Here is a 17,802-nt window from a genome sequence, read left to right as displayed (position 1 = left end):
CAATCCGCCCATCCACCACCCGGGCCCGCTCGGGGCCGCGATCTGGGCCATGAGCCTCGAGGCCAAACAGATTCGCATTGCCAATCACGTAGCCCAGGCCCCCAGCGAGGACAAAGGCGGGCGCGGCCCCGAGCGGGCCCGGGTGGTGGATGGGCGGATTGTGCTCGAGGGCTGGGGCAAAAAGTAGCGCCAGGTGCCCCCTGGAGGGCCCGATCCCCGCCCTTACTGCTCCAGGATGAGCGCGAACATCAGCGGGGCCACAATCGAAGCATCCGATTCAATGATGAACTTGGGCGTGTCTACCGCCAGCTTGCCCCAGGTGATTTTCTCGTTGGGGACGGCCCCAGAATAGGAGCCATAGCTGGTGGTGGAATCGGAGATCTGGCAGAAGTAGCCCCACATTGGGATATCGGGGCGCTGCATGTCCTGGTGCAGCATGGGCACCACACAGATGGGGAAATCCCCGGCAATCCCACCGCCAATCTGGAAGAAACCAATGCTGTGCCGGGCCGAGGTCTCTGTGTACCAGTTGGCCAGGGACATCATGTACTCGATGCCGGTACGCACGGTATGAACGTTCTTGATCTCCCCATTCAGGCAGTGTCCCGCGTACATGTTGCCGGTGGTGCTGTCCTCCCAGCCCGGAACCACGATGGGCAGGTTGCGCTCAGCCGCAGCCACCATCCAAGAGTCTTTGGGGTCAATCTGGTAGTACTGCTCCAAAGCCCCCGAGCGAATGATCCGGTAGAGGAACTCGTGTGGGAAGTAGCGCTCTCCGGCTCGGTCGGCCCGAGTCCACTCCTCGATCAGAGCCCCTTCAAGCCGGCGCATGGCCTCCATCTCGGGGATGCAGGTATCGGTGACGCGGTTCATGTGCCGTTCCAGCAGGGCTTGTTCTTCCTGCGGGGTGAGGTCGCGGTAATGGGGCACCCGCTCGTAGTGGTCGTGGGCTACCAGGTTAAAGAGGTCTTCCTCGAGGTTGGCCCCCGTGCAGGAAATCGCCGCGACCTTCCCCTGACGAATCATCTCAGCCAAACTGAGCCCCAACTCGGCGGTGCTCATGGCCCCAGCCAAGGTAACCATCATGACCCCGCCCGAGTCGAGGTGGCGCTTGTAGGCCTCCGCCGCCTCGATCAAAGCAGCAGCGTTGAAGTGGCGGAAGTGGTGTCGGAGAAAGGCGCTGATGGCCCCTTTGGTGTGCGGTTCACGAACTGCAGTGGTGGCTTCGTGGCGAGACATATTCCCCTCCTATGGCTCGCGGGGTGGGCGAACGGCTCCCCCCTGAGACTGAACGCTCACGCCGGGATGCGACTGCACCAAAGAGGAAGTATACAGGAATCCCCCCCAAAGGGGCCGGGGTCCTCGGCCTATCCCTCAGGGTTTGTGAAACCAGCGGGCCAGCAGGTTAAGCACCAGGCTCAAGACCAGGCTTACCCCCAGCATCGAGACCAGGGGAAAATAGAACCGGAAGCCGTCCCGTTCAATGCGAATATCCCCCGGCAGGTGACCGAACCAGCTCAGCAACCGAGGGGCATAGACCCAGGCCAGCCCCAGTAGGATCAGCAACACCCCCAAAAGGATCAGCCCACGTCCCAGATCCATGCCTCCAATTGTATTGCTTACATCTGCAAAAGGCCTATGACTCCCCGTGGGGCATTGGGGCAGGAGTTTCATCCCTACAAGCCCAACCCTTTTAGGCCTATCCTAATAGGCGTGAACGATGTATTGTCCAGAACCGATATCGCCGCGGTGATCAGCGCCTTCTACCGCGAGGCCATCACCGACCCACAGATCGGCTACCTGTTCAGCGGTCTGGATCTAGAGGCCCACCTGCCCATCATGTACGACTTCTGGGAGAACGTTCTCTTCCGGAGCGGGGCCTATAAAGGCGGAATGATGTACAAGCACCTCGTCCTAAACGCCCAGAACCCCCTGAAGGCGGAGCACTTTGAGCGTTGGCTCGAGCTGTTCGCTAAGGCCATTGATGCCCATTTCGCCGGGGAAAATGCAGAGCGCATGAAAACCTTCGCCCGCTCGGTAGCCAGCACCATGCAGGCCCGCATCCTGGGCAACCCGATGTTCCCGCTGGCCGGCCGGTAACCCGCCCTAGCCTAGCCGGACGGGTCCTCTTTTTTGGTCGAGTCCACGATGCGCTGCGCGGTGTCCTTGGCCTGGTCCAGCTTGGTTTGGGCGGCCTTGGCCACCTGCTCGGCTTTCTCTTGGGCCTGAGCCCCCACCTCGCTCGCCTTGGAGCGCACCTGTGCGGCCAGTTCATCGGCCTTGGATTTGGCCTGCGCTGCCGCCTCTTTGGCCTGCTGGCTCAAGCTCTGGAGCCGGTCTGGTATCCCATCGCCGTCTTGGTCCAGGTTGGCCCGCAGCTCCTCAAACTTGGCTCGAGCTTGATCCGCAGCCTCCTTGGCCTGATTCAGCGCCCCCTGCACCGCATCGGGAACCCCATCCCCATCCTTGTCCAGGGTGGCCCGAATCTCCCCCAGCTTAGCTTCCGCTTCCTTTAGGGCGCCTTCCGCCTGCGCCCGCAAATCCTGAGCCATCTTACGCAAGTCCATAGTTTTGACCCCCTCACCTCCACAATACCGCATGCCCGGTGCGGCTACTCGGCCCAGGCTCTGGATCGCTCTACCGCGCGTTTCCAGCCCCGATAGAGCTGCTCCCGCTCCGGCTCGAGCATCCTTGGCTCAAACCGTCCCCCCGCGGCCCAGCGCTCCGCGATTCCCGGCGGGTCGGTAATCCCCACCCCCACCCCAGCCAGATAGGCCGCCCCCAAGGCCGTGGTCTCAGCAACCTGTGGACGCACCACCGGCCTACCCAGAAGATCGGCCTGGAACTGCATTAAAAGACCATTGAGGCTGGCCCCGCCATCCACCCGAAGCTCAGAAAGCCGCAGCCCCGAGTCCGCTTCCATCGCCCCCAGCAGATCTCGGCTTTGGTAGGCGATGGCCTCGAGGGCCGCCCGGGCAATATGGGCTGAGGTGGTCCCCCGGGTCAGACCCACCAGGGTACCCCTAGCGTAGGGATCCCAGTAGGGCGCACCCAGCCCCACAAAAGCCGGTACCAAATACACCCCGCCGGTATCTTGCACCTGGGCCGCCAGGGTTTCCACTTCCGCCGACTGCTGGATGAGGCCCAAGCCATCGCGCAGCCACTGCACCACCGCCCCAGCGATGAAGACCGAGCCCTCGAGGGCATACTCAGGGGGGTGGTTCCCCAGTTGCCAGGCCAGCGTGGTGAGCAACCCCTGCTTGGACTCAACCGGTTGGGGCCCGGTGTTCATCAGCATGAAGCAGCCGGTACCGTAGGTGTTTTTGGTCATCCCCGGAGCAAAGCAGGCCTGTCCGAACAGGGCAGCCTGCTGATCCCCCGCCACCCCTGCAATGGGAAGGGCAGCGCCCAGGAGTTCCGGTGCGGTGGTGCCATACACGGTGGCCGAAGGCTTCACCTCGGGCAACACCGCCCTGGGGATGTCCAAAATGCTCAACAATTCATCGTCCCAGGCCCGGTCTCGCAGGTTAAACAAGAGCGTGCGGGAAGCATTAGAGACATCCGTGGCGTGGAGTTGGCCGCCGGTCAGGTTATAGATCAGCCAACTGTCCACCGTCCCGAAGCACAACTCCCCCCGCTCGGCCCGCCCGCGCAGCCCAGAGACCTGGTTCAGCAACCAGGCCAGCTTGGTCCCTGAAAAGTAGGGATCAAGGACCAGGCCGGTTTTTTGCCGAAAGGTGGGCTCGAGGCCCTCGGCTTTGAGCTGTTCGCACAGGGCCGCGGTCCGCCGGTCCTGCCAAACGATTGCAGGGTGGACAGGTTTGCCGCTCGAGCGCTCCCACAGCACCACGGTCTCCCGCTGGTTGATAATCCCCAGCGCGGCCACTTGGGCTGCCTCCAGGCCTGCGCGGGCTAAGGCTTCGCGCGCGGTTTGGAGCTGCGATTGCCAGATCTCCAGGGGGTCGTGCTCTACCCACCCCGGCTGAGGAAAATACTGGGTGAACTCTTGCTGGGCCTGGGCTAAAGGTTGCCCAGCCGGGGTAAAGACGATGGCGCGGCTCGAGGTGGTGCCTTGATCAAGGGCCAACAGATAGCTCATGTTCACTCCCATATAACCGCCAGATATCGCCTCATTCTAAAGCGCAGGAAGCCCTCCTCCCACAGGCCGCCCCCCGAAGGGTAAGCTGAACCCATGGCGCTCAGAGACAACTTCACCCCTGAACAATGGATCAAGGTGCTCAGCGGCCCAGCCAGCGCCGGCTCCTATATTTTGGTGGCCTCGCCCTCAGGGCTCACCGGCATTCTGGCCGAAGCTGCCGCCCTGACCAAAGCCCTGCTCGAGGGGGCCAAGGCCTCGGACTCCCCCCTGCTGCAAGCCCTCTATGAAAGCCTCCAACCCGAGGCCTTCAAGGAGCTGCCTCAGCCTGAAAAGCGGCGCTTCAGCAGCCTCGAGGAGGCCAAAAGCACTCTGCTGGACGAGGTGCGGCAAGCACTGTGGCTGGTTCAGACCAAGACCAGCCCCCAGGATGCCGAAGCCTATAAGGGCTACGTGATGAGCGTGGCCCAAAAGGTGGCCGGGGCGGCCAAGGAGGGGGGGTTTCTGGGGTTCGGCGGCGAGCAGATCTCCCCGGCGGAGAAGGAGGCGCTCGAGCAGCTCCGCGACACCTTAGGCCTGAACCCCAACCCCTCAGGCCCCGACGCCCTGGCCGAAGGGTAAAGGGGGCTTAGGCCAGCGGTTTGCCAAAACGGCGCTGGATATACTCCTGAACCAGGTTCATGAAGTCGCTGGCAATGCTTTCCCCTTGCAGGGTGGTGGCCAGTTGGCCATCAATGTAAACCGGGGCTCGAGGGTGCTCACCGGTTCCCGGCAAGGAAATCCCGATATCGGCATGCTTGCTCTCCCCAGGGCCATTGACCACACACCCCATCACCGCCACCTTGAGGTTCTCCACCCCCGGATACCGCTCGCGCCAGGAAGGCATGTTCCGGTTTAGTTCCTCCGAGACCTGTAAGGCCAGCTCCTGAAAAAAGCTGCTGGTGGTGCGCCCGCAGCCTGGACAGCTGCTGACCGTAGGCGCAAACTGGCGCAACCCCAGCGACTGGAGGATTTCCAAGGCGGTCTCCACCTCGCGGGTCCGGGGTTCGCCGGGTGCCGGGGTGAGCGAAACCCGAATGGTGTCACCAATCCCCTCCGAAAGCAGCGGGGTTAGCCCTGCCGCCGAGGCCACGATGCCCTTGATCCCCATTCCAGCCTCGGTCAGCCCCAGGTGCAACACGGCATCCGTGCGCCGGGCCAGCTCCCGGTTTACCCACCAAAGGTCGGGGGCGTTGGAGATCTTCACCGAGAGCACGATCTTATCGGGCTTCACTCCATAGGTGAGGGCCCACTCGTGAGAGCGCAAGGCCGATTCGACACAGGCTTCCAGCGTGACCTGGTGGGCATCCTTGGGCTCGAGGCTGCGGGCGTTTTGATCCATCAGCTCGGTCAGCAAACCCTGATCCAGCGATCCCCAGTTAACCCCAATGCGCACTGGCTTATTCAGCTCGACCGCCACCTCGCACATGGTTTTGAAGTTGGGGTCTTGCTGTTTGCCCCGCCCGACCGTGCCTGGGTTAATGCGCAGCTTGTCCAAGGCTTCCGCCATCTTGGGGTATTTGCGCAACAACAGGTGGCCGTTGAAGTGAAAGTCGCCCACCAAAGGCGTGGTATATCCCAGGGCCAAAAGCCGCGCTTTGATCTCGGGAACCGCCCTGGCCGCGTCTTCATCATTGACGGTGATGCGTACAATCTCCGAACCCGCCCTGGCCAGAGCAATCACCTGGGCCACAGTACCGGGGATATCGGCCGTGGCGGTGTTGGTCATGCTCTGTACCCGCACCGGGTGATCTCCACCCATCGGTATGTTGCCCACCCAAACGGTGGGGGTTTTGCGGCGCTTCATGACTCCATCCTAAAGCCAGGAGGCCACCGATATGTGGCCTGGGGCTACGACCAGGGCTGGGCCTGTATTTAGTTTCTTACACCAGGTCCTCATTTGGCTGCCGTTACATGCCGCAGGCACGTCTCCTACGCATCTCTACGCTTCTGCCCAATAGGGGATGTGCATATATCACAGCCGTTAGGGTTATTTATCAGGGCGGGCGGGCCCTCCCCTTGTAGACTGCCATACGGTAAAGGGGTAAGGGGATAGGCCTTAGCCACACAAAACCCCATGTCTAAACCAGAGGTGATGATGAAGCCAAAACTCTTATGGACCGCATTGTGTGCCTTGATTGGGCTGGCGCTGGCCCAGGTGAGTGGGGAGGTCAAACTCGAGCTCAAGGCTTTTCGGGTGATCACCACCCAGGAGTCGGGTAAGACCAGCGAAAAGCTCGAGCCCGCCCTGGACGTCAAGCCCGGTCAGGTGGTGGAGTATCGGCTCGAGGCCAGCAATACCACCGACCGGCCCCTAAGCCGCGTAGCCCTGACCATCCCCATTCCCAAAAACACCTATTACCAGGCCCTGAGCGCTCAACCCCTCCAGTACAAGGGGGGCCTGACCGTCCCGGAATTCAGCTTTGACTCTGGCCAGAGCTTTGGCAAAGCCCCCCTCAAGCGCAAAGTCAGGGTCAGTGAGAATGGCCAAGAGGTTGAGAAGGAGCTCGAGGTCAAGCCCGAGGAATACACCCACGTGCGCTGGGTGATCCCTCAGCTTGGAGCTAGGGAAACGGTTGTGCTCACACTGCGCGCGGTTGTGCGCTAAGGAGAAACCATGCGAAGACTGTCCATCCTGTTCACTGCCCTGTGGGTGCTCCTGCTGGGCTTCGCTTTGGCCCAGCAGACGGCTGCAGGGACCAACATCTCTAACCAGGCTTCGGCAAGCTACATTGACTCCGCCGGCCAAGCCCGTACCACCACCTCCAATCAGGTCATCACGGTGGTACAGCAGGTATACAGCTTTACCATCACCCCCGATGGCATCCCCACCGCCCCTGGCCAGACCCGGAGTGCTCTCCCAGGGGCCCAGGTCTACTTCACCTACACCGTCACCAACACCGGTAACGGCACCGACACCATCAACTTAGCCACCGTCCAGGACACCAGCGACAACTTCGATTTCAGTGGGGTCACCCTCTACTTGGACGCCAACTGTAACGGCAGGGTGGATGCGGGAGAAAGCACCGTTAGCGCGGTGACGCTCACCCAGACTGGGGCCTCCGCCTCCGCCTGCATTGTGGTCGCGGCAACCATTCCCGCCAGCGCCACCAGCGGTCAGTACGGCAACCTTAACCTCACCGGCACCTCTGCCGGAGACAACACCAAAACCGATACCAACAACTGGGCCCGGGGTACCGCCACTACCGCCGCCGCCCTCGACCTGACCAAAGCCGCTTCCCCCAGCAATGCGGTAGCCCCTGGGGCCACCCTCACCTACACCCTCTCGGGGCAAAACCGCGGGGGCAGCGCCGCCAGTGCGATCACCAATGTGGGCGGCACCGGACTGAGCGGCATCCTGATTCAAGACGTGATCCCCAACGGCCTGACCGTAACCACCTCTGGCTCTAACCCCAGCGGCACAGCCGGGGCCGGCAGTGTGCAGTTCGTCTACTACAACGGCACCACCTGGAGCACCACCCTTCCAGCCACCATCACCGGTAACGGCACGGTGGCTTTAGGAATGGTGATTACCGGCAGCGGGGCCTTCTTCCCCCAAAACGCCTCCTATACCTTCAGCTTCCAGGCCACCGTTCCAGCCGGTGCTGCCCAGGGCACTACCTACTCCAACACCGCTACGCTGCTCTACAACAACGGCTCCAACCAAACCGTTACCTCTAACACCACCACCAACACCGTTGGGGCCAGTTATGGCATCGCAGTCGGCCCCAACGGCAACCCCACCGCCACCGCTGGAGCCGACAGCCAAACCATCGCCAGTGCCATCAGCGGACAAACGGTCATCTTCACCAACACCTTGCGCAATACCGGCAACACCTCAGACAGCTTTACCCTGGCGGTAAGCGGGGCCCCCTCGGGTTGGGTTTGCCAGCTTACCCAGACCGACGGCACCCCCATCTCTGGCCCTATTGGCCCGGTAGCCAGCGCCACCAACTATAACTTCCAGGTGCGCTGTGCAGTCCCCGCAGCCTATACCGGTGGCCCGGTCAACCTGACGGTATCGGGCACCTCGGTCTCGGATACCAGCAAAACCGACCCCACCACCGATACCATCACCACCGTGACCTCGGGTTATGCCGTGGATTTGGCGGCTCGAGGCAACGGTGGGGATGGCAACCCAGCCAACGACAACCCCCCGGCCCAAAGCGTAAACCCTGGCAGCAGCGCCAACTTCTCCATTGAGGTGGTCAATACCGGTTCCAACGCCGACACCTACAACCTGACCAGCAGCGTTCCTGCGGGCTGGAGCACGGTCTTCTATCCGGATGCCACCTGCTCGGGGGTACTGGCCTCACCCACCCCGGCTCCCCTGACCAGCACCGGCCTAATGAATCCCGGCGCCGCCAACAAGAAGTGCTTCATCGCACAGGTGCAGGTTCCCGCTGGAGCGGCTCCGGTTACCAGCACCACCAATGTGACCTTCACCAGCACCAGCACCACCTTGGGAAGTGTTAGCGACAGCGTAACCACCGGGGTTAGCGTGAACCTGTTGCAGGGCTTCGCCTTCACCCCCAACCGCTCGGGCACCGTGACCACTCCGGGAACCATCGTCTACACCCACAATCTCTCCAACACCGGTAACGCCGGTGTCACCGTCAGCATTCCTGCCTTCACCAGCGCCTATGGCTGGACCTATCAGTTCTCCACCGATGGAGGCACCACCTGGACTTCCTCAGTGAGCGGGCTGGCCATTGCCGCCGGGGGCTCGAGCCCCCTCCAGGTACGGGTTATCGTCCCCGGCGGCGAGCCCATTGGGCGGCAGGAAGCCGCTACCTTCACCGCCACGGCCACGTACAGCGGGGGCAGCACCGCTACCAGCGGGGTCACCGATACCACCACGGTGGTGGGCGGGGATCTGCGGTTGACCAAGAGCGCGGTGAGCTACCAGGGTAACGCCGAAACCACAGTACGCAGCGCCAGCGCCGCCGTTGCCAATCCGGGCGACCGCATCGTGTACACCGTGGTGGCCCAGAACATCGGCACCGGCAACCTGACCAATGTGCGCATCAGCGACCCGCTCCCGGCCTATACCAGCTTTGTCTCGGTCAGCGCCAGCGCTACCGGTTTTGCCAGCGGTACCGTGCTCTACTCCACCGACAACGGCACCACCTGGAGCGCCACCGCACCGGGAACCTTGAGCGCAGGGCAGAGCATCATGGTGGGGGTAGATACCAACGGCGACAACAAGATTGATGCCTCCGATATCATGGCTCCCGCGTCCCAGATCACCCTGATCTTCAAGGTGGTAGTGCAGTAGGCGCCTTGCCCAAGTACCCAAGGTGGGTATGGGGCAAATAACCCGAGGCTAAACCCATGGGGGCCTAGAATTGCACTCGAGTGCGATACTTCTAGGCCCTCACATATTGCTTATAGAGCGCTAGACGAGATGAATCGGCATCCCCCATTCCACAGTTCCATCCTGCACGAAGCGCAGCGGATGCTCGCGGTCTTCTTGCTTTGGTTGGGGCTGGGGTTGTGGGGAACGGGCCCGCTAGGGTTGGCCGCCCCAGCCGGAACGGTGATCCGCAATCAGGCCTCGGCCTCCGTGGGCAACCAGGTCTACCTTTCCAACGAGGTGGAGTCGGTGGTGCAGGCGGTCTGCGTGGCCTCGCTCACCCCCAACGGAAGCGCCGCCGCCCCGGCCCAGCGGGCGGTCATCTCTCCAGGGGGAATGGCCTATTTTGCCTACCGGTTGCAGAATCTGGGCAATGCCCGTTTCGATCTCGGCCTGAGCTGGTCCCAAACCGCCTCGAGCTGGGTTCCCTCCGGGGTCACCCTCTACCAAGATGTCAACGGCAACGGACAGCGTGACCCCGGCGAACCCCCCGTAAGCACGCTGAGCCTGGAGGCCGGGGAAGCGGTGGGGCTGGTGATGGAGGTGCGAGCCCCCCTGGCGGCCTCGGGCAATGCCCTGATCAGCCCGGTGGCCTCCTGCCCCGACGGAAGCCAGGATGCGGATAACTACAGCCTGGTCACGGTGGGCAACGGCCCGGCGCTCAACCTGAGCAAATCGGTGAGCAGCACCTCCGTAAACCCCGGCCAGGAGATCGAGTTCACCCTTAGGCTGGCCAACTTGGGCAACGCCCCAGCCCTCGGCCCGATCTACCTGACCGATCTGCTGAACACCCCTCAGCTGGCGGATCTGGGCTTTGTGCTGGGCTCGGCCATCGCCACCAAGGGGCAGCTCGAGTACACCGCCGACGGCAACACCTGGAGTACGAGCCCCACCTCCGTACAGGGCATCCGCCTGGTACTCAGCCGCCTCGAGGCCGGCGAGGTGGCCTTGCTCCACTTTCGCCTGACCGCCTCGGGCAATGCCGGTGCCGGGCTGCGGGAGAACCTGGCCCAAGCCGAGGGCCCAGGGGGGCCCTCGGTCGGACGGGTCCAGTTCAGCGTAACGCCCCGATATGGGGTGTTTTTAGGGCCGGGGGGCAACCCCAGGGCCAGCGGAGCCGCGGATGTCCAGGTGGCTACGGTGATCCTCGGACAGCCTTACTGCTTTGCCCAAACCCTCGAGAACTCCGGTAACGACACCGACCAGTACGTCCTGACCTCGAGCGGCCTACCGGACGGGGTGAGCCTTGATTTCCGCACCTCGAGCGGGGTTCCCTTGGCGCAACCGATCTCCCTGAGGCCCGGAGCACACCTGGATTTCCAGGCTTGCTTGAGCACCGTTCCTCCCGCCAGCGTACCCTTCAGCTTTATCCTCTCCGCGACCTCGCTCCTGAGTGGGGCCAGCGACTCCACCACCGACCGTGTGGGGGCCAGCCTTGACCCCAGCGGAATTGTGCTGCGCAAAAGCGCGGATACCCGTGGCCCAGTGAATCCCGGCCAGCGGATAACCTACACCCTCCACATTGAAAACCCCCTGTCCATTGGGCTGACCAGCGTGAGCATTGAGGATGCCCTCGACCCCAACCTCGAGTTCGTCTCAGCCTCGGACGGCGGCAGCTACGACCCCACCTCGCGCACGGTGCGCTGGAGCTTGCCCAGCCTGCCTGGCCCCAGCGTGCACGACCTGAGCCTGGTGGTCAAGGTTGCGGAGGGAGCTCCGGATGGCTCGAGCCTGCTCAACCGCTTCACCCTGCGCTCGAGCGAGATCCCTAACCCCCTCTCTTCGCAAACCGTGCAACTAGGGGTTGCGGGGAGCGTCTTGTTGCTGCAAAAAGCCGTAACCCCGGCCCAGGCCACGCCTGGGGATCTGCTCACCTACACCCTAACCCTGGTCAACCAAGGCCAGGCGGCCCTCACGGTTCAGCTCACCGATACCCCGGACCCCGCCCTAAGCTATGTGGCGGGCAGTGCCAGCCCAACCTCCCCCGAGCTGCGCGGCGGGCAACTGATCTGGAACCTCAACCTGAGTGCCGGGCAGACCCTAACCCTAACCTACAAGCTACGCATCCTGCCCGGTGCCCCCGAGAAGCTGCGCAACGTGGCCCAGGCAACGGGGCTCACCTCCAGTGGAACCGCCTTGGCCAGCACCCAGGCCACCGCCCAGGTCACCTTGCAGAGCGGGGTTTTCGCCCCCAGCAACCTTCTGCTGGGCCGGGTTTTTCTGGATGCCGATGGGGATGGGCAGTATACCGCGGGCGTGGATATTCCGCTCCCTGGGGCTCGAGTCCTGCTGGCCAACGGCTGGCAAACCCTGACCGACAGCGAAGGCCGGTACAGCTTCCGCGACCTGCCGGGCGGGGTTTGGGAGATCGCCCTGGACCCCACCTCGGCGCCCTTTAAACCGCTCCCCCAGCCTGAAGCCAGCGGAAACGGATACCGCCACAAAGTGTGGGTCAACGGGCTCACCGTCAGCGACTTCCCCCTCGAGCGCCCCCGCGGGCTGAGCACGGTTTCGCGCGAGACCACCCTCGAGTTCGGCCCCCTGACCGTGGTTAAAACCCTGTTGCCCCTACCGGTGGGGGTGCGGGTGGTTCTTAGGCTGAGCGCTGCCGAACCCCTTTGGGAACTCACCCTCAGCGATCCTTTGCCGGAAGGAGGCACAAAAACCTTCTACTTTGACCGCTTCCAGGGTCAGGAGACCCTCACCTACGACCTGCCCACCCCGGCCCCCTTGACCGACCCCCAAGCCCGCTGGAGGTATCCGTGAGGGGGCTTAGGGCGGTGCTGTACATCCTGCTGATGGCTTTGGGGGGCCTGGCCTGGGCCCAGGCCAGAACCGACCTCCAGGGCATCGTGCCCGGAAATGAGCTGGGCTGGGAAATTCAGGAGCTGCGGGCCAGTGTGGTGGTTTCCAAACCCACCCTGCTCAACCTACAGATCTACTCTCCCGGTTTCGACCCTCAGGATTACCGCCGTGGGCTCAAGGGCCAACCCGAGCTGGGAGACGAGCGCTACGATGGGGGCAAGGGATCCTTGCTCTCGGAATTCACGCTGCAGCAGGACCGTAAGGTGCTGGCCCAGGCCACCTACGGCGTGGAGCCCCACCGCTGGGTGGTGTTTTTCCGTGGAGCCCTACAACCCGGCATCTATCAGCTCACCAGCCGCTTTATCGGGTTGGGCAAGAACGCTTTCCGCTACCGCTTGCAAACCAGCGTTCCAGGGGCAGCCGAGCTGCTGGTAGACCCCACCCTACAGCTCTACGACATTCGCCGCCCAGGCGGGGTTTTGCTGGCCAACGTGCGCGGGGGGAACTGGCTCGAGCCCTTCGTGTTGGAGGTGTCCAGCCAGGTTCTACCGCTCAAGGTGGGCTTTTACGACGAGGATGGGCCCAAAGAGCTCGAGGCCCGGGTGCGCTTACCGAATGGAAGCATCCAACCCCGCAGCGTCTCCGGGGATAAGGCTTGGGCTTACTACCAGGTCAGCCAACCGGGAGTCTTCCGCTTTGGTTTCCGCCAACCGCCCAGCGCACAGCAGTACTCCAACACCATCGGATTTCGGGTAGACGCCTGCATGGAGGTGGGGCGGGATCGCTTCAAGGTAGTCCCCCCCCGTCCGATCACCGCCCTGGCGGTAGACCCAGCCGGCAAGGCCCTCGAGGTGCCCCTCCACCTCGAGGGCCAGGCCCCCCGTACCGTGCGCCTGGATTCAGTGCCCGCCGGTTATCGCTTCGTGCGCCTCGAGACCGAGGGGGGGGTGGTCAGCGGGCCGCGCGCGGTGGAGTTTGGCTGTGCCGGGGGATCGGTGCGCTTCGTACTGGAAAAGACCCCTCCGCCCGAGCATGAGCTGAGCCTCAGCGCCCTCTTGGTCACGCCCCAAGGTGAGCAGCCCTTCGAGATGGCGGTACGGGTAGAGGACCAGACCGTCCGGCTGAAGGAGGGTGCGGCCCAGATTCGCCTTGCCCAGGCGGAACCCACCATCCTGGCCCAGATTCCTGGGGCTCGAGTGGAGCGCCAGGAACGCTACCGCGAGGAGGGGGGGGGTGCGGCGCATCGCCGAGGTGCAGCTGCGGGTGTATCCCGAGGTTGGGCTGAGCCTCAGCTCCAGCACCCCCGTGCTCAAAGTGGGAGAGGAGGCCACCCTCACCCTGAGCGCCCACACCGAGTTCCCGGCCTTCTTGCCCGCCGAGCTGAGCCTCGAGCTGCCCCCGTGCTTGGAACCGCTGGATACCCCCCAGCTCACCACCCCGGTCTCGGCGAGCCACCCTGGAACCCTATCGGTGCGGGTCAGGGCAACCTGCCGGGGAGAGTTCACCCCCACCGCCCACCTCCAGCCCTGGCAGCAGGTTGCACAAACCTCCCTGCGGGTGCTCCAAGCCGCAACCTTCACCCTGCGCAAGGAAGCCCTACAGCCCCAGGTAAACGTAGGGGAGCAGGCCCAGTACCGCATCACCGTGCAAAACACCGGGGATGAGGCCGGGGAGGTCCGTGTTCGAGACGGGCTGGCTGCGGGTTTATGGGGCAGTCCGCTGGACCAGACCGTTCGCCTCGAGCCCGGCCAGGCCAAGGCCTTTGAGCTGAGCGCTACGGTTACCGCCGAGGCTCCCGAAACCCTGACCAACACCGCAACCCTGCTCAACGCCCGCGGCGAAACCCTGGGGGAGGCCCAGGCCAGCCTCAGGGTGCTGCGCCCGCTGGCCAAGCTCACCCGCACCCTAGACAAGCACCTGGCCGTTCCCGGAGAAGCGGTCACGGTGACGCTACGGGTGACCAACGAAGGTCATGCCCCGCTCTCCTACACCCTCACCGATACCCCTCCCGAGTGGTTGGAAACCGCTGCTGAGCCAGAGTTCAAAGGACAACTCGAGCCCGGCCAGAGCGCCATTCATACCTACACCGGCACCGTCCGGTTCGGCGCGGAGGCGGAGGGGCGGTTCAGGGCCGAGCTGCGCTCCAACGGGGGCACCCTCGAGGCTCCAGACGCTCTCCGCCGCGTGTGGATCGGGCTCGAGAAGAGCGTCAGCCCGGATAAGGTGGTGCTGGGCGGCGAGGCCGAGTTTGTGTTGCGGGTGCACAACCCCACCGACCACCCCTTGCGGCTCGAGCTACAAGAAGCCCCCGACCCCAACCTTAACCTGCAACTGCCCAGCGACCTAGGGCTCGAGCTGGCCCCAGGGGAGGGCCGGGAGCTCCGCCTCAAAACCCAACCGCAAAAGGTGGGGGGGCTGGAAAACCAGGTCACCGCCCTGGTTAACGGGGTTCCGGCTTCAGGCACCGCCAAGGCGGTACTGCGGGTGCTGCCGGTGCTCGAGCCGGTGCGTATCTCCACGGTGCGGCTCGAGTTTAGCCTTCAGGGGTCAGGGCAGCGCCTGCTGCTGACCCACCAACCGCCCGCCGGGACCCAGTATGAACCGGGCTCGGCCCGCCTGGATGGCCAGCCCTTCCCCGATCCACGCCTGGACGACCAGGGCCGTCTTTACTTCGAGCTGCCCTACCAGCCTCAAGGGGTTCTGAGCTACCAGCTTCGCCACCGCAACCGCTTGCCCGAGCTCGAGCCCTCCACCCTGACCCTGCAGGTAGGCGACCGCGAGGTCTTCTTGCAGGGGCAGGTGCCCTTTAGCGCCCTCGGGGCGACCCACCCCCTGGAAGTCCGTGTCCGGGACGGTTTTATTCAAGAGCCGCTGCCGGGCACCCTCTTCCGCGCCGACAAGGCCAAGGTGGTGGTGCAAACCCCCTATGGCCTAGAGGTTCAGCTCCTGATCAATGGGGTGGCCGTTGACCCCAAAAGCCTGGGGCAGGCTACCTACGACCCCGCCAGCGGAATCCAGCGGCTGGAGTACTACGGCCTGCCCCTGCAACCCGGTCGGAATCAGATCGAGCTCCAAACCGCAGCGGGTTCCGACCGGGTTGAGGTCTTTTTGGCCGGAAACCCGGTACGGCTCGAGGTGCGCCCCCTGAAGCTCCTGGCCGATGGGCGTACCCCCCTGGAGTTTGAGATCCTGGCCCTAGACGCCAACGGGCTGCCTTCGGGGTTTGGCCCCCTGACCCTTCAAACCTCTGGGGAACCGCTCGAGCCCGATGCCTTCCCCGATCTCTCCGGTTATCAATTGCTGCTCAAGGAGGGCCGGGCGGTACTGCGGCTCAAGCCGCTGGCGGCTCCCTCCAACGTGCGGCTCCAACTGGCCTTCGGTGAGCTGAGTGCCAATGCTGCGTTCTACGTGCTGGGCAAGCAAACCTCCTTCTGGCAGTTCCAGGGCAGCGTGGGGGTGCGGCTCGCAGACGGAGGACAGGGGTTTGCCTTGGGCCGGGGGTATCTAGAAACCCCCTTGGGGAACGGTATTCTGCGTGGCGCCCTGGACGGCTCGCTGGCCTTCGAACAGGGCCAGCCGCAGGTGAACGGTGGTCTGAACCGCCTCCCCGACCCCACCGGGGCCTTCCCCCTGACCGGCGCAGGGACCGAAGCCCAGCCCGCATTGCGCTCAGAGGATCCGCTGGCCCTCCGCTACGATGAGGAGCGCTTCAGCTTGGGCTACTATGCCGGCAGTCTAGCCCTGGCTGGGCTGCCCGACCTCCCCCAGGGCACCGTGCTGCGGGCCGAGACCCGAGGCGACCTCGCCGCTCAGGGTTTTCTGGGTTGGTTGCCGGTGGCCAGCCGGACCGAGGAGATCGTCCCCGACGGAACCCGAATCTATTCGCTGTCTGGGGCAGCCGAGCCGGGCAGCGAAACTGTGCTCCTGATGATCGGCGCCAGCAGCGTGCGCCTCGAGCCGCTCAAAGACTATGTCTTAGACGGGCTCAGCGGGCTCCTTACCCTCTCCCGCCCCCTGTGGCCCAGCACCGCTGATTTTCAGCCGGTACGGCTGGTGGTGAGCTACGCCCCACTAGGCGGAGCGCGGGAACTGGGGTACGGCGCTGGGGTACGGGCCAAGCTGGGAGGCTTCAGCCTGGGGGGCTCAGCCGCCTTCCTGCCTGGCTCGGGCTGGAACTACGGTCTCGAGGCAGGTTTTCAAAACGACCACTTCAGCCTGGCGGCCCGTTACCTGCAAGGCGCGGAGGAGCGCTTCGGCCTAGAAGCCAGCGGCCAAGAGGGACGCCTGGAGACCGCAGCCAACCTCAGCGTAAGCCCTGGGGCCATCGTGCAAGGCTCGGCCAGGGTGGGTTACGCCCTCAGCCCGGCGGACAAGCTCTCGCTCGAGCACACCGCCAATGCCGACAGCACCACCCATACCAACCAAACGGGGCTGCTCTACATACGGACGCTAAGCCCGAGCTTCTCGGTGGGAGCGGGGCTTGGCTACCTCTGGGAGGCCGCTTCGCTGGCGGGGCTGGGCCGCCTGGGGTATCAAAGCGGGGCCTTCAGCAGCGAGCTAACCCACGCACAGCCCTTTAGCGGCCTGGCCCAGGCCACCACCCGGCTGCGTACCCGCCTGGCCTTCGACTCCAACACCGCGCTCGAGGGCGACCTGTTGCAGACCTGGGGTCAGGGGTTGAGCGGCAGCTTGGGGCTCAAGCAAAAGCTGGCCGGTTCCAATCTGGCCCTCGATTACCAGCTCCCCGGTGCCTCCGGGGAGGGCAACCGCGCCCGCTTTGGCCTCGAAACCCCCTTGCCCCTAGATGAGCGCTGGGGCCTCAACCTTTCGGCGGGGCTCGAGCGCGACCTGAACAGCGGCACCAACCAGGCGGCTTTAGGCCTGGCCACCCGTTACAAGACCGCAACCTTCTCGGCCACGCTGGGCGGGGAGACCGCCTGGGATGGCAGCCAGGTCAAGGTGGTGCTCCGGGGCGGGGCCGCCGGGCAGCTCGACGCCCAACAGACACTCTCGCTCGACACCACCTACCAGGTCACCCCTACCCCCACCGGCAGCTTTACCGTAGCCTATGCCCTGCGGGGGGCAGAGGTATCCCTGTTGACCTACCATCGCCTCATCAGCGCCCCCCAAAGCAGCCCTGGACCGACCGGGGTGCTCGAGGGCTCCTTGGCCGCCAGCTATCACCCCAACCTGGCCTTCCAGCTGCGCCCCTCGCTGGCCTACCGCAGTGTGCTGGGGGATCCTGGCAGCACCACCTTCCAGGTGGGTTTGGGGGGCAATTACTACTTCAGCGAGCGCTGGGGCCTGGGGGCCACGGCGTATTACCAGTTCCAGCCCTCGACCGGAAGCAGCGCCACAGCCTTGGGGCTCGAGGGCAGCTTCCGGGTGGTGGAGGGGCTGTGGTTCAACCTGGGGTACGTCCTGGGGGGCTTCCAGGGGCTAACCCCCGATACCCGGCCTGGGATATACCTGCGGCTGGACTTCCTGACCGGCGGACCCTAGAGCG

At 64.3% G+C, this 17,802-nt stretch carries 12 protein-coding genes and 1 pseudogene; 8 read left to right on the top strand and 5 right to left on the bottom strand.

Annotation, left to right across the window (positions count from 1 at the left end):
* A pseudogene (locus tag Mgrana_RS01300) lies at window positions 1-187 on the top strand (septum site-determining protein MinC); the annotation flags it as partial.
* A 35-nt stretch (window positions 188-222) separates the two neighbouring features.
* Here the strand turns inward: Mgrana_RS01300 and Mgrana_RS01295 are convergent.
* Window positions 223-1,239, bottom strand: coding sequence for a deoxyhypusine synthase family protein (locus Mgrana_RS01295; protein ID WP_119355789.1), 1,017 nt, complete (start codon window positions 1,237-1,239; stop codon window positions 223-225).
* A gap of 135 nt (window positions 1,240-1,374) precedes the next feature.
* Complete coding sequence (locus Mgrana_RS01290; RefSeq protein ID WP_119355788.1) at window positions 1,375-1,602, bottom strand: DUF2905 domain-containing protein; 228 nt, start codon at window positions 1,600-1,602, stop codon at window positions 1,375-1,377.
* Between the two features lie 111 nt (window positions 1,603-1,713).
* On the opposite strand from Mgrana_RS01290, the gene Mgrana_RS01285 reads away from it, so the two are divergent.
* Complete coding sequence (locus Mgrana_RS01285; RefSeq protein WP_119355787.1) at window positions 1,714-2,100, top strand: group III truncated hemoglobin; 387 nt, start codon at window positions 1,714-1,716, stop codon at window positions 2,098-2,100.
* Between the two features lie 11 nt (window positions 2,101-2,111).
* On the opposite strand, the gene Mgrana_RS01280 is transcribed toward Mgrana_RS01285, so the two are convergent.
* Together Mgrana_RS01280 and glpK are read right to left on the bottom strand one after the other, a co-directional pair.
* On the bottom strand, window positions 2,112-2,567 hold the full coding sequence (locus tag Mgrana_RS01280) for a dolichyl-phosphate-mannose-protein mannosyltransferase (RefSeq protein WP_186813102.1): 456 nt from the start codon (window positions 2,565-2,567) through the stop codon (window positions 2,112-2,114).
* 44 nt (window positions 2,568-2,611) lie between these two features.
* Window positions 2,612-4,099, bottom strand: coding sequence for a glycerol kinase GlpK (glpK, locus tag Mgrana_RS01275; RefSeq protein WP_119355786.1), 1,488 nt, complete (start codon window positions 4,097-4,099; stop codon window positions 2,612-2,614).
* A 93-nt stretch (window positions 4,100-4,192) separates the two neighbouring features.
* Here glpK and Mgrana_RS01270 point away from each other — a divergent pair, with 93 nt between their 5' ends.
* Complete coding sequence (locus Mgrana_RS01270; protein WP_119355785.1) at window positions 4,193-4,717, top strand: hypothetical protein; 525 nt, start codon at window positions 4,193-4,195, stop codon at window positions 4,715-4,717.
* A 7-nt stretch (window positions 4,718-4,724) separates the two neighbouring features.
* Here Mgrana_RS01270 and ispG read toward each other — a convergent pair whose 3' ends face one another.
* The gene (ispG, locus tag Mgrana_RS01265; RefSeq protein WP_119355784.1) at window positions 4,725-5,942 is read right to left on the bottom strand and encodes a flavodoxin-dependent (E)-4-hydroxy-3-methylbut-2-enyl-diphosphate synthase; all 1,218 of its coding nucleotides are present in this window, start codon (window positions 5,940-5,942) and stop codon (window positions 4,725-4,727) included.
* A gap of 291 nt (window positions 5,943-6,233) precedes the next feature.
* Here ispG and Mgrana_RS01260 point away from each other — a divergent pair, with 291 nt between their 5' ends.
* From Mgrana_RS01260 to Mgrana_RS01245, 5 genes are all read left to right on the top strand, one after another.
* The gene (locus Mgrana_RS01260; RefSeq protein ID WP_240631196.1) at window positions 6,234-6,743 is read left to right on the top strand and encodes a hypothetical protein; all 510 of its coding nucleotides are present in this window, start codon (window positions 6,234-6,236) and stop codon (window positions 6,741-6,743) included.
* Window positions 6,744-6,752: 9 nt separating this feature from the next.
* On the top strand, window positions 6,753-9,413 hold the full coding sequence (locus Mgrana_RS01255) for a beta strand repeat-containing protein (RefSeq protein ID WP_119355783.1): 2,661 nt from the start codon (window positions 6,753-6,755) through the stop codon (window positions 9,411-9,413).
* A gap of 129 nt (window positions 9,414-9,542) precedes the next feature.
* Window positions 9,543-12,257 carry a DUF11 domain-containing protein gene (locus tag Mgrana_RS01250; RefSeq protein WP_119355782.1) on the top strand — a complete coding sequence of 905 codons (2,715 nt, stop codon included), beginning with the start codon at window positions 9,543-9,545 and terminating at the stop codon, window positions 12,255-12,257.
* Window positions 12,254-13,960 carry a hypothetical protein gene (locus Mgrana_RS17005; protein WP_240631195.1) on the top strand — a complete coding sequence of 569 codons (1,707 nt, stop codon included), beginning with the start codon at window positions 12,254-12,256 and terminating at the stop codon, window positions 13,958-13,960. The genes Mgrana_RS01250 and Mgrana_RS17005 overlap by 4 nt, the downstream gene beginning before the upstream one ends.
* Window positions 13,854-17,798, top strand: a complete 3,945-nt coding sequence (locus tag Mgrana_RS01245; protein ID WP_308629429.1) for a hypothetical protein — start codon at window positions 13,854-13,856, stop codon at window positions 17,796-17,798. The genes Mgrana_RS17005 and Mgrana_RS01245 overlap by 107 nt, the downstream gene beginning before the upstream one ends.
* The last annotated feature ends 4 nt before the right edge of the window (window positions 17,799-17,802 follow it).

Source organism: Meiothermus granaticius NBRC 107808 (assembly GCF_003574355.1).
In the GTDB taxonomy this organism is placed as follows: Bacteria; Deinococcota; Deinococci; order Deinococcales; family Thermaceae; genus Meiothermus; species Meiothermus granaticius.
This window is presented reverse-complemented; position numbering and strand designations above follow the sequence as displayed.

Excerpts from the sequence above, each read along its gene's own strand:
- Mgrana_RS01290 (WP_119355788.1), bottom strand. The coding sequence starts at position 1,602 with ATGGATCTGGGACGTGGGCTGATCCTTTTGGGGGTGTTGCTGATCCTA.
- Mgrana_RS01280 (WP_186813102.1), bottom strand. The coding sequence starts at position 2,567 with ATGGACTTGCGTAAGATGGCTCAGGATTTGCGGGCGCAGGCGGAAGGC.
- Mgrana_RS01250 (WP_119355782.1), top strand. The coding sequence starts at position 9,543 with ATGAATCGGCATCCCCCATTCCACAGTTCCATCCTGCACGAAGCGCAG.
- Mgrana_RS01270 (WP_119355785.1), top strand. The coding sequence starts at position 4,193 with ATGGCGCTCAGAGACAACTTCACCCCTGAACAATGGATCAAGGTGCTC.
- Mgrana_RS01260 (WP_240631196.1), top strand. The coding sequence starts at position 6,234 with ATGAAGCCAAAACTCTTATGGACCGCATTGTGTGCCTTGATTGGGCTG.
- glpK (WP_119355786.1), bottom strand. The coding sequence starts at position 4,099 with ATGAGCTATCTGTTGGCCCTTGATCAAGGCACCACCTCGAGCCGCGCC.
- ispG (WP_119355784.1), bottom strand. The coding sequence starts at position 5,942 with ATGAAGCGCCGCAAAACCCCCACCGTTTGGGTGGGCAACATACCGATG.
- Mgrana_RS01255 (WP_119355783.1), top strand. The coding sequence starts at position 6,753 with ATGCGAAGACTGTCCATCCTGTTCACTGCCCTGTGGGTGCTCCTGCTG.
- Mgrana_RS01295 (WP_119355789.1), bottom strand. The coding sequence starts at position 1,239 with ATGTCTCGCCACGAAGCCACCACTGCAGTTCGTGAACCGCACACCAAA.